The 12,573-nt window shown below is 44.6% G+C and carries 11 protein-coding genes; 7 read left to right on the top strand and 4 right to left on the bottom strand.

The features are described 5' to 3' along the window. Positions 1-41 precede the first annotated feature (41 nt). From R8806_RS06885 to R8806_RS06855, 7 genes are all read left to right on the top strand, one after another. On the top strand, positions 42-1,307 hold the full coding sequence (locus R8806_RS06885) for a TolC family protein (RefSeq protein ID WP_151412214.1): 1,266 nt from the start codon (positions 42-44) through the stop codon (positions 1,305-1,307). Positions 1,308-1,550: 243 nt separating this feature from the next. After that, positions 1,551-3,338: an arginine--tRNA ligase gene (gene argS / locus R8806_RS06880; protein ID WP_124317106.1), complete on the top strand. Its 1,788-nt coding sequence runs from the start codon at positions 1,551-1,553 to the stop codon at positions 3,336-3,338. A 62-nt stretch (positions 3,339-3,400) separates the two neighbouring features. Continuing rightward, on the top strand, positions 3,401-3,904 hold the full coding sequence (locus R8806_RS06875) for a flavin reductase family protein (RefSeq protein WP_124317105.1): 504 nt from the start codon (positions 3,401-3,403) through the stop codon (positions 3,902-3,904). 3 nt (positions 3,905-3,907) lie between these two features. Continuing rightward, positions 3,908-4,753 carry a histidinol-phosphatase gene (locus R8806_RS06870; protein ID WP_124317104.1) on the top strand — a complete coding sequence of 282 codons (846 nt, stop codon included), beginning with the start codon at positions 3,908-3,910 and terminating at the stop codon, positions 4,751-4,753. A 4-nt stretch (positions 4,754-4,757) separates the two neighbouring features. Continuing rightward, on the top strand, positions 4,758-5,804 hold the full coding sequence (locus R8806_RS06865; RefSeq protein WP_124317103.1) for an FKBP-type peptidyl-prolyl cis-trans isomerase: 1,047 nt from the start codon (positions 4,758-4,760) through the stop codon (positions 5,802-5,804). A gap of 32 nt (positions 5,805-5,836) precedes the next feature. Then, positions 5,837-6,838, top strand: coding sequence for an FKBP-type peptidyl-prolyl cis-trans isomerase (locus R8806_RS06860; protein WP_124317102.1), 1,002 nt, complete (start codon positions 5,837-5,839; stop codon positions 6,836-6,838). A gap of 6 nt (positions 6,839-6,844) precedes the next feature. Then, complete coding sequence (locus R8806_RS06855) at positions 6,845-7,618, top strand: inositol monophosphatase family protein (protein ID WP_124317101.1); 774 nt, start codon at positions 6,845-6,847, stop codon at positions 7,616-7,618. Between the two features lie 53 nt (positions 7,619-7,671). On the opposite strand, the gene R8806_RS06850 is transcribed toward R8806_RS06855, so the two are convergent. The 4 genes from R8806_RS06850 to tilS form a co-directional block, all read right to left on the bottom strand. Then, a complete protein-coding gene (locus R8806_RS06850; RefSeq protein ID WP_124317100.1) occupies positions 7,672-8,973 on the bottom strand; it encodes a DEAD/DEAH box helicase in 1,302 nt (433 codons plus the stop codon). Positions 8,974-9,007: 34 nt separating this feature from the next. Beyond that, complete coding sequence (locus R8806_RS06845; protein ID WP_124317099.1) at positions 9,008-9,814, bottom strand: patatin-like phospholipase family protein; 807 nt, start codon at positions 9,812-9,814, stop codon at positions 9,008-9,010. Between the two features lie 48 nt (positions 9,815-9,862). Then, positions 9,863-10,867 (bottom strand): type I glyceraldehyde-3-phosphate dehydrogenase, encoded by a 1,005-nt coding sequence (gap, locus tag R8806_RS06840; RefSeq protein ID WP_118301982.1) that lies wholly within the window; start codon positions 10,865-10,867, stop codon positions 9,863-9,865. 290 nt (positions 10,868-11,157) lie between these two features. Beyond that, positions 11,158-12,489, bottom strand: coding sequence for a tRNA lysidine(34) synthetase TilS (gene tilS / locus R8806_RS06835; RefSeq protein WP_124318194.1), 1,332 nt, complete (start codon positions 12,487-12,489; stop codon positions 11,158-11,160). Positions 12,490-12,573: the final 84 nt, after the last annotated feature.

Below are 12,573 nucleotides of genomic sequence, written 5' to 3'. Positions count from 1 at the left end.
GGGGGGAGGGAGTTTATTTTCAATATTCAATTTTTAATTGTATGAAGGTTTTTGTTATTATAATAGGAATTTTATGGATGACGTTGGGGAGCGGGATAGCGCAGACCTTGACGGTCGAGGAGTACCGGGCGAAGGTGCTGGATTATAATCAGGACATCAAGCAATCGAGAGAGGCTGTCAAGGCGGCGATATACGCGTTGAAAGGGGTAAAAACGGGATTCTTTCCGAAATTACAATTAAGCGGGAATTATTCGTATCAGGTAGAAGACGTGGAATTTATGCAGGGGGTTGATCTGAAACACAATAATTATTCGGCGGAGGCGGCATTGTCGCAGAACGTGTACGCGGGGAGTATGGTACGCAAGCAGCAAGAGGCGGCGAAGTTACAGAAAGCGATTGCCCGTTTGGGGGAAGAGTTGACGACGGATAATATTGTTTACGCGGCAGACGTGAGTTATTGGACGTTGGCGGCTAACGAGAGTCTGTTTTATATATCCCAAGAGTTCGTGTTGATCGTGAAGGAATTGGACGGGATTGTACAAAAACGTTTTGACGAGGGGGCGATTAGCAAGACCGACTTGCTGATGGTGAAGACCCGCTTGAAGGAGGCGGAGTTGCAAGAGTCTACCCGGAATATGAATTACCAGACAGCGATGCAGTCGTTTAAAATCATGATGGGGGTTCCTTTAGAGGAAAAGTGGGTTATTATTGACTCGATCCAGAAGCCGGTGATCGTTCCGGGTTTACAATCGTTGGAAGTGGCTTTGAAACGGAGAGCCGATTACCAGATTGCCGTGCAGGATTTTAATTTGACCAAGCAACAGACCAAGATTATACGTTCCAAGTATCTGCCGCAGCTGGCCGTGGGGGTGAAGGAGACGTGGGGTACGCCATTGATTAATGTTTCCGGTGACGAGAAGTTTGCGACGGTGGCTTTTGCGAAGTTGAGTATGCCTATTTTCAACTGGGGAGAGAAACGCCAGTACGTGAAACAGAATCGGGCGATGGAGACAAGTAAGGAGTTAGCCATGAGTAAAGTCGAGGATCAAGTGAAAGAGGAACTGGCAAATGCTTGGGTGAAGTTGAACGAGAACTGGAAACAGGTGGAGATTGCTAATTCTACGCTAGAAATTGCCCGGGAGAATTTGAAATTGAATACCTTTAGCTATAACGAAGGGAAGTTACCGATTCTGGATGTATTGTCTTCGCAGGCGACTTGGTTACAAGCCTACACGAACGTGGTTTCGGCGAATTACCAGTATAAGGTGGCGTACGCGGAGTATGTGAGAATTTTGGGAGGACGGTAGGACTTATGATTTATGATTTCGGTCTCGAATGGTTGGTACTTTTTAATTGTAAATCGTAATTCATAAATCATAAATTAATTCAGTTGTAAATTAAGGGTCTTTCCCTTGTTTTTGTGATTTTTTGGAGATCATGAGAACAGGGGAAAAATTATGTTGTTTTTTTTCGGGTTTAGGGGGGATTTATAGCAAGAAATTGTATTTTTGCAAATCAATGGATAATACGGTATTAAAAGTTTGAGAGATATGACGATAGAAAAAATGCTTACTCAGCAGGTGCTGGAGGCCGTAAAGGCTTGTTATGGGGTTGAATTAACCGAGAAAGACGTACAGTTGCAGGAAACCCGGAAAGAATTTGCCGGTGATTTGACGGTGGTCGTTTTCCCGTTTACCCGATATTCCAGAAAATCGCCCGAGGAAACGGCTAAAGAGCTGGGAGAGTATTTGAAACAAAATATTGAAGAGGTGGAAACCTACAACGTGATCAAGGGATTTTTGAACGTGGTGATTTCTTCTGCTTACTGGATCGAGGTGTTGAATGACGTGGCAAAAGAGGAGAAGTACGGTTATGCGAAGGAGCCTAGCGGGAAGACCTATATGATTGAGTACTCTTCACCGAACACGAATAAACCCTTGCATTTGGGACATATCCGGAATAATTTTCTGGGATGGTCGGTTTCTGAGATTCAGAAGGCAAATGGGCATAACGTGATTATGGTGAACTTGGTGAATGACCGGGGGATCCATATCTGTAAAAGTATGATCGCGTGGGAGAAGTTTGCCAACGGTGCTACTCCGGAGAGTACGGGAACTAAGGGGGATCACTTCGTGGGAGATTATTACGTGCGTTTTGACAAGGAGTACAAGGCGCAGATCAAGGAGTTGATGGAGCAGGGCAAGACGGAAGAGGAGGCAAAGAAAGAGGCCCCGATATTGTTGGAGGCTCAGGAGATGTTACGTAAGTGGGAAGCCGGGGACGAGAAGGTGGTTTCCTTGTGGCGGACCATGAACGATTGGGTATTGAAAGGTTTTGACGAGACCTATAAAATGATGGGTATCTCGTTTGACAAAGTATATTTCGAGTCACAGACATACAAGAAAGGGCGTGACCTCGTGTTGAAAGGTTTGGCTGATGGCGTACTTTACCGGAAAGATACCGGAAGCGTGTGGGCCGATCTTACCGGTGATGGGTTGGATCACAAGTTGTTGTTGCGGGATGACGGGACTTCTGTTTACATGACGCAGGACATTGGTACGGCATACGATCGTTTCAACGAGTTTAATATGGATCAGGAGATATACGTGGTGGGTAACGAGCAGAATTACCATTTTCAGGTGTTGTCATTGGTTTGTAAGAAGTTGGGATTCGATTGGGCCGACAAGATCAAGCATCTTTCTTACGGTATGGTTGAATTACCGGAGGGGAAAATGAAATCCCGTGAGGGGACGGTGGTGGATGCCGATGATTTGATTGACGAGATGATTCACACGGCTCGTACGACTTCCGAGGAGTTGGGGAAACTGGACGGTTACACGAAAGAAGAGGCCGAGGACGTGTATCGTAAGGTTGCTTTGGGGGCGCTGAAGTATTTTATCTTGAAGGTTGATCCGAAGAAGACCATGATGTTTAACCCGAAGGAATCTATTGATTTTAACGGGAACACGGGTCCATTTATCCAGTACACCTATACGCGTATTAAGTCTGTTTTGCGTAAAGCGGAAGAGGCCGGGGTAAAGATCGTTCCGGGAGATATTCACACGGCATTAACCGAGAAGGAACAGAATTTGGTTAAGCTGATTGCTAAATTGCCCGCGGTCGTGAAGGAGGCAGGGGATAATTATAGCCCGGCGTTGATCGGGAATTATGCTTACGAGCTGGCGAAGGAATTTAACCAGTTCTATCATGATTACTCTATACTGAAGGAAGAAAACGAGCAAGTGCGTAATTTACGTTTGCTACTGGCACGGCAATGTAGCGTGGCAATAGAGAATGCCATGGGGATGTTGGGAATAGAGATGCCGGAGAGAATGTAAGAAGATCGCCTGCGGCGAGTTGCAGGTTTACAGGTTACAAGTTGGTGTTAAATTGAATAAAGATGAGAAAGATTGAAGCTAAGAATATAGACAAGAACGTGATCAAGTTGATCGGTCAGGATTGGATGCTGGTGACGGCTGGGGATCAGGAGAAGTTCAACATGATGACGGCTAGTTGGGGATCGATGGGGTATTTGTGGAATAAACCCGTGGTGATGGTGTTTGTGCGACCACAACGTTACACGTTCGAGTTTACGGAGAAAAAAGATGAGTTTACCTTGTCGTTTTTTGACGAGAAGTACCGTCATGCATTGAATGTATGTGGTTCTGTTTCCGGGCGTAACGTGAACAAGGTGCAGGAAAGCGGGTTGACGCCCTATTTCACGGAGGCCGGGAACCCGGCTTTCGAGGAGGCAACATTGGTGTTGGAGTGTAAGAAATTATATACTGACTTCTTGAAGGAAGAGGCTTTTCTGGACAAGAAGATCGTGGATAGCCAGTACGGCCAGAAGGATTTCCACAAAGTGTACGTGGCCGAAATTGTTCATGCTTGGGTGAAGGAGTAGCTGATGGATTTATGCACGTATCATAGTCATTGTAATTTTTGTGACGGGAAAGCCCCGGCGGAGGATTTCGTGAAGGCTGCCATCGAGGCGGGATTTCATAGTTACGGGATCTCTTCGCACTCACCACTTCCTTTCGAGACCCGTTGGTCTTTAAGCAAAGGAAACGTGGAGGCTTACCTGACGGAGATAAAGCGTTTGCAGGAGAAATACGCGGGGCAGATTGAGCTTTATGTGGGGATGGAAATTGATTATCTGAATGATGATTGGGGACCGGCAGTAGAATATTTTCAGCGTATGCCGCTGGATTACCGCATTGGTTCCGTGCATCTCGTGACCGAGGAACAGACGGGTGAGATCATGGATATGGACGGGAAGTTCGAGGATTTTAGGGAGAACTTGCGTTTGGTCTTTCATGATGATCTGAGATATCTCGTGGAGGCTTATTTCAAGGCGTCTTCCCGGATGGTGGAGTTGGGTGGTTTTGATTTCGTGGCGCATTTGGATAAAATATCCATGAACGGTTCACTGATGGATAGCACGTTGACGGAACAGGAGTGGTATAACCGGTTGTTGTGGGACTATATGTCCTTGATAGCGGAGAAGGGCGTCATGGTGGAGGTGAACACGAAAGCATACACGAAAAAGGGGATGATGTTCCCCAATGTGAAGTATTTCAAGTGGTTGAAAGAGTTGAATATTCCCGTGATGGTGAATTCTGACGCTCATTTGCCCCAGTTGGTTAATGACAACCGGGCGTTGGCATTCGAGTGGTTGCGGGAAGTCGGAATAAAAAGCACGATGCGCTTGCATCAAGGTGCGTGGGTGGAAGTACCAATAGATAATAAGTAGTATAATGAATAAGTTTCTGATTCTATTAAGCAGTTTGTTTGCGTTGACTTTCTTCGGTTGTAATAACGATGAAGAAGATCTCGATTTGATTGATACATTGGAAAATGAGAAGATCGCTATTCACGAGTACCTGAGTCAGATTACCACGCCGATTCTTTATCTTGAGTATTATAGCGTGAAAGGCATGTTGATCGATACCGTCTTTATTTTCAATTACGATAATAGTGGCGAGGTTGCGAAAGATACAGGATGGGTGTTGATGGATTACGAGAAATTCTATCTAAATGGGGATAAATTGGATACGACATCTCCCGAACAGGGTGATTCCACGTTTACTTATGCTTTTGGAGGACCGGTTCTTTATCGTTATGACACGATCAAGAAATATGATTATGTGGCAGAAGCGTTTCGACATATTAGTGTTGGAAGTATGGGTGGAGAAATGATTGTACCCTCTATTTTGGCTGGAGATAAGAATAATTACGGGAAACCGTTACATTATAAGTTAAAGGCACATAAGCTCATTAACGATGTGAAAGTGAATGAGTATAAGTTGATTCGAAGTTATCTAGTAGACGTTATAGGCGTGGAGAGTGCTTTTGTTGACTTTCCTACGCGAGAAATTTCATCTATTGGAGAGCGGGATACAGTTACTTATACAGCTATTTTGGAGAAAGGAACGGGCGATCAAGATATTCAAGTAGGGGATTCTGTTTTGTTGGAAATGGATTATGGTTTGCTGGATGATGTGGGATTACAAAATCGGGTGTTGAGAAGTATGGGACGTGATTCTATTTATTTCTTGTTTAATGAGACTTGGCAGAAAAATTATCCGACTGGGTTGGTAAAAGGATTACAACATTTACAGGCTGGAGATTCTGCACATATTATCGTGCCTTATGGAATGGCTTACGGTGCGGTAGGTACAACCCGGGAAATAACTTTCCGAGATCGTACTAAACTTAAACAATATTTAATTCCTCCATACTCAACGTTATGGTATTGGGTACGGATTCGTAAAGTGGTTCCGCCTAAAACGGAAGAAGAATAATTTGAAAAATAACAGCTAAATAAAAACGGAAAATGAAAAGTAATTATTTATTTATGATGTTTTGCCTTTTGGCAAGCGGATTCATCGGGTGTTCCGATGATGATGGCGATAACTGGAAGAAAACATTTGAGGATGAGCAGGCTAGGATTAAAGATTTCGTGTATAGTAAGGATTCCGATCCGAAGATCTTCACGTATCATTATACTTACTTGAAAGAAAATATCGAGGATTACGCTTATTTGTTTAATTACCAGAAAGAAGGAAAGAAAGCAACATATGGTGATTTCGTTTGGATTAACTACACGCAAAGGAGCCTAACGGGAAATGTTATCGACTCTTCAGACCCGAGTGTTGCCGTTGGTGCCGGAGTTTCTCCCTATTATACTTTAGGTGGACCGATTTTGGTACAAATGAATACGGATAAGGATAAATATACAGATCCGTTATCAGATATTTTAATGAATATCCCGGAAGGAACAACGGGGAGTTCAATCGTTTCGAGTATTATGAGCCTTTCAACAGCTTTAGTTTATCGGGAATATACCGTGGAGGGTATCGTGAAGGAGGATAATCTACTTGCTTTTGAGAACGAAATGATCAAGCAGTATATCAAAGATAACGATTTAACAGTTTCTGAAACTGTTTATTTACATGAAGGGGCAACCGACACGATTGCTTTAATTGTCAAGACAAAAAAGAATTTGAGTGGAAAGTCTATTCAAGCGACGGATAGTGTTACCGTGTGGGCGGAGGGAAAGATTTTAGATGAATATAATACTCCTTTACGACAATTCATGAAAATGGAGAGTGATGATGAGGTGAAATGGTTTTTACCGAATATGATAAAGGGAATCTCTTTGACTTTGCCCGAACTTAGAGTTGGGGAAGAAGCTATTATCCTTTTTTCATCTGGTATGGGATATAGCTATAGCGGATTGCGAGAGTATGATGGTTCTTATGTCATCCCGGCTTATTCTACTTTATTGTTTAAAGTAAAGATTATTGGTACAAAGGAAAATCCTAAAAAGGAATAAATTATCATGAATATAGATTTGGAAAACACGCTGGCGCTTGCGGTGGCATGGGCGAAAGAGGTAGGGGAAATTCAATGCTCTTATTTCAGAAGTGGACACTTGGAACTTGAAACGAAGTCAACGGTACATGATGTCGTGACGAAGGTGGATAAGCTAAGTGAATCCATGCTGATCGAGCGTATCGGCAAGTGTTTTCCCGGTCATAGTGTGTTGGGGGAAGAAAGTGGGAAACATGATGCTCATAGTGACTATCTGTGGGTGGTGGACCCTTTGGACGGGACAAATAATTATAGTCAAGGATTACCCGTGTTTTGCGTGTCTATCGGGCTTCAATACCGGGGAGAGACGTTATTAGGAGTTGTGTACGCTCCGTACTTGAACGAGCTGTACACGGCAATCCGAGGCAAAGGGGCTTTTCTAAACAATGCCCCGATCCATGTTTCCGACAAGACGGAACTCGATCGTTCCGTGCTGGCCACGGGTTTCCCTTACGATAAGGGAATACATCCTGTGAATAATATTGATAATATTAGCCGTATTTTGCCGCATCTGAGGGGTATCAGACGCATGGGTTCAGCCGCTTACGATCTTTGCGGGGTGGCAGCCGGGTTTCTGGACGGGTACTGGGAACTGGGTTTGAAGCTCTGGGACGTGTGTGCCGGGGTGCTTATCGTGCAGGAGGCGGGAGGCCATGTTGAACCTTTCCGGGAAGACCGGGGGATTGCTATACTGGCAGGTAATTCGGTGATAGTAGAAAAAATGAAAGGGTATATAAGTTAAAGGGGCTGGAAAGTCCCTTTAATTTTAGTCTTTAAAATTTATTCTATATTACTTTACCTCGAAAGTTCTATTTTGGCTCTCATATTTTTGATTTTCTCTCTTCGGATGAGGGAAAGTAGTTGCCTTAAATTGCCTCGTTTGACGGCGACGAAAGAGTGATGGTCTTTGACTTCGATTTTACCGATGTCTTCTTTTTTCAAGTTCCCTTTTTGGCAGAGGAAACCGACGATGTCCATTTTGTTGACCTTGTCTTTTTTTCCTTTGCCGATGTAGAGGGTAGACCAGAATGGTTCTGCTGGGGCGGGGTATTTGCCGACGGGGTGGTAGGTTTCCGGGATTTCGGTTAGGAAATCCGGGCGGGATTCATCCCTGTCGAGTAGGAGAAAAGCGGTACCGGAGGCATTCATCCGGGCAGTTCGACCGTTGCGATGGGTGAAGGATTCCGGCTTTTCGGGGAGGTGATAGTGGATGATGTATTTTATCTCCGGGATGTCCAGGCCGCGGGAGGCGAGGTCCGTCGAGATGAAAATGTAAGTACTTCCATTGCGGAATTTACACAGCACTCGTTCGCGTTCTTCCTGTTCCATTCCCCCGTGGAAATACTCGTTATTGACTCCTTTATCCCACAGGTAATTACTCACTTCTTCCGCCCGTTCCCGATAGTTACAAAAAATCAGGGTAGGACCTTCCTCTAGATCACATAGTAGTTTGTAGAGCGTGTCGAGTTTGTTGTTACCTTCGGTGTACACGCTTTTGAGTGTTAACTTGATCGGTGCGGCACCTTCAAGAAAATCCAGCATGAGAGGGTTTCGTAGGCCCGTGAATTTTGGTATCTCGATGGCCGATGTTGCAGAGGTTAAGACACGCTTTTGCAGGTGTGGCAAGTACGAGAAGATGGTTTCCATGTCTTCTTGAAAACCGAATTCCAGTGCCTTATCAAACTCATCGAGAATGATGGTGGAGATCGAGCCCGTGTCAATTGTCCCCCGGGTGATGTGATCGAGAATGCGTCCCGGTGTCCCGATGATCAGTGTGGGCGTGTATGTCAGGCTGCGACTTTCCATGTTGATGTCATGTCCCCCGTAACAGCATACTACCTTGAAACCGCTTTTCAGGGAACGGAATACTTGTTCTATCTGCAAGGCCAGTTCTCTCGATGGGGTTAGGATGATAGCTTGTGCTTTCGTGTTATCCGAAGCAAGGTTTTCTAGCAAGGGTAATAGGAAGGCTAGGGTTTTACCTGATCCGGTGGGAGAGAGCAAGATGATGTGATCGGTTTCCCGATGAGCTTTCAGCGAGGTTTCTTGCATCTCGTTCAGCGAGGATATTCCAAGGGCTTGAAGGGAAGAAAACATGGTAATTTAGTGATTTTAGATTTCATCGATGGGATCACTGAATTATTAGGCTATTCAGTTTTTTCATGATTTTTGGGCGAGAGAATACGATTTTAGCCTGTCGGTAACCTTCGTCCACTATTTTTTCGATGTTATTGAGGTCGAACATGCTGTATCGGCTGATGTGTTTCGGCACGATAACGATGTCACACAAGCGGGTATCGATGTTCATGTTTGACAGAATACCCATGTGGAAGGAGCGTTCGGCTAAGTGGACCATACTTTTGATGTGATTACAGGGCTCCAGCGGGTCGATATGTACACCGATAACCGTCTCGCATAACTCCCGGATCGGGCGCACGGGTAGGTTCATAAATACCCCGCCGTCCGAGTACTGGTGGTGATTGATGGTAACGGGTACGAACACGATCGGTATAGAACAGGATGCTAACACGCAGGGGACTACTTTGCCCGTGCTGAAATGCGTAGGTATGCCCAAGTTCATGTTGGTGGCGGTGACCACCAACGGTATTTGTAGTTCCTCGAAAGTTTCAACATGAATAAACTCGGATAACCTTTTTTCCATTCCGGTCATGGTCATGATTCCGGTTTTGGAGACTAAAGGTCGTGCGAAGTCGAGCAGTTTTCTGTCTTGAAAGAATTTAAGCCCGTCCTCAGCCGAGTGACCGGATGCAAATATAAGCCCGGCTATCGCTCCCGCACTGGTTCCTGAAATGATATCCGGTTTAATTCCCAGCTCCTGCATTGCCTTGTAAACGCCTAGATGGGCGAATCCTCTGGCTCCTCCTCCACTTAATGCCAAACCTAGCTTGTATGGCCGTTTTTGTTGATTATTTTCCATGTGGTTAGTGTGTGTAATAGACTAAAAAAGGGGCTCATGCCCCTTTTTTTATTTTACTGTAGCCATGTGAGCGATTAACTCGATAACTTTGTTGGAATATCCCCACTCGTTGTCATACCAAGAAACGAGTTTCACGAAGTTAGAGTTTAACGCAATACCTGCTTTAGCATCGAAAATAGAAGTGCGGGCATCACCCAAGAAGTCAGAAGAAACAACGTCTTCTTCGGTATAACCGAGGATACCTTTCAGTTCGTTTTCAGAAGCCTCTTTCATGGCAGCTTTAATCTCTTCGTAAGTTGCAGCTTTTTCCAGACGGCAAGTCAGGTCAACAACAGATACGTCCAATGTCGGAACACGGAATGACATACCGGTTAATTTGCCGTTTAGTTCCGGGATTACTTTACCTACAGCTTTAGCAGCTCCGGTAGATGACGGGATGATGTTGCCGGCAGCGGCACGTCCACCTCTCCAGTCTTTCATAGAAGGACCGTCTACAGTTTTTTGGGTAGCGGTGGTAGCGTGTACGGTGGTCATCAAACCTTCAACAATACCGAATTTATCATGCATTACTTTCGCCAGCGGAGCCAAACAATTTGTGGTACATGATGCGTTAGAAACAATAGTTTGTCCGGCGTAGGTTTTGTGGTTTACACCCATCACGAACATCGGGGTATCATCTTTTGACGGGGCGGACATCACGACTCTTTTTGCCCCGGCTTTCAAATGAGCTTCTGCTTTTTCTTTCGTTAAGAAAAGTCCGGTTGATTCAACTACATATTCTGCACCCACCTCGTTCCATTTCAAGTCTTCCGGGTTTCTCTCTGCTGTAACACGGATAGCGTGTCCGTTTACAACGAGTTTTCCATCTTTAGCCTCAACGGTTCCGTTGAAACGACCGTGCATGGTATCATATTTCAACATGTAAACCATGTAGTCGACATCGATAAGGTCATTTATTCCAACGATTTCAATATCGTCTCTTGTCATTGCAGCTCTAAAAACTAGACGGCCGATACGTCCGAATCCGTTGATACCAACTTTAATCTTTGACATTTGTTTTTTTATTATTTGGTTAATAATGATGTTAACTCTCTCGTTTAATGTCGTAAACTCACACAAAAGTATGGATAAAAAAATGAAAAACAAAGAACTTTTAGATTAGTTATACGCGAACGTTTTTTTTCTTAAAAAAGTTTGCGCAAACGTTTTAAATATTTATCTTTGCCCAGCAATTGAAGGAAATGTTTTTTGCTTTTATAAGTGTAGTAAATTTATTGTTAGTGTGTTAAAAAGAGGCCGACGGGCCTCTTTTTTTATTTAGAGCATTGATCATTTAATGCGTATTAAATTCCTTTTATTTGTTTGATGATTAAAACTCTTTTGGTGGCAGGCGAAACCTTGTATCGGTCGTCTATGCGGTGGCCGACAACCCAAATAATGTCCTTGCCGGATTGTAGAATAAGACAATCTTTTTTCTGCTTGGCACTGAATTTGAGGTCAGTGAAAAAGTCACTTAATTTCTTTTTGCTGCGTTTCATACCGAGGGGACAGAACCAGTCACCCATGGACCAGTGGCGTAATACGAGAGGATACGTGATTTTATCGAGGTCAAAACACCCTGTGTCAAGGTCACGGGGAACGATAAAAGAGTCATCGATGTCTTGTTCTTCGAGCCGGAAGATGCTGTCATCGACGTGGTATTCTCCACTATCAGCCAAAAGAGTGCGTTTGTCTTCTTTTTCTAAGATATTGAACAGCCGCCAGTAGATCCTACCTTTCGTAAGTAAGTATTCTTCTGCCTCGAATTGTTTGCCGGGGATGGCGTCGCTGCTTTCAAGAATATCCTCGATTTGCGTGGCGTTAAAACCATAGGGCCGTAGGATCTCGAATAGGAGTGTGTAAGGGGCCGGGGCCGCCAGTGTTTTTTGTATGTCGATAAGGGTTTCCCCGTTTTCTTCACTAAGTACTTCCTCTTTCAAGCGGTCTATACCGTAGCGGTAAATTTGCTCCACTTCCTTGAGGGTGTTACAGTTCTCCCGGACCGTGTTGAGGAACGAGGGATTGATGTCCTTGCACACGGGGATGATCATGTGGCGAATTTTGTTCCGTACGTAGTCGAGCGAGTTGTTGGTGGAGTCGGTGCGATACCCCAGTTGGTTTTGCTCGATGTAAGTAAGGATCTCTTCCCGGGAACGGGACAGGAGCGGACGCAGAATACGCTCTTTGACAGGACGGATACCGGTGAGACCCTTGATGCCGGTTCCGCGGCATATATTAATAAAGAGAGTTTCGGCGAGATCGTCGGCATGGTGTCCCACGACAATGTAGTCCATTTTTTTCTTTTGGCGCATTTCTTCGAACCAGTCGTAGCGCAATTCCCGTGCGGCCATCTCTATGCTGATACTTTTTTTCTTGGCGTATTCTTGGGTGTCAAAGTGTTTTACGCTCATAGGGATACCGTAGGTTTCACAGAACCGTTTTACGAATTGTTCGTCCATGTTCGACTCTTTGCCTCGCAGGTTGAAGTTGCAATGCAAGGCGTGTATGCGTAGATTCAAGTACTTGAATGCGTGGAGTAAAGTGATTGAATCGGCCCCCCCGCTAACGGCAATGATAAATCCCGCTTTCTCGTCAATCTCGTGTTCCTTGAGGAACTGTTTTATTGTATCCAACATAACCTCTTTCTTTAATGAATAGCCTAAATTAGCGATTTTTCCTGAAAGAAGAAGGGAAACACGAATAAAAATGATGATTTTATT

This window comes from Butyricimonas faecihominis (assembly GCF_033096445.1).
GTDB lineage: Bacteria > Bacteroidota > Bacteroidia > Bacteroidales > Marinifilaceae > Butyricimonas > Butyricimonas faecihominis.
This window is presented reverse-complemented; position numbering and strand designations above follow the sequence as displayed.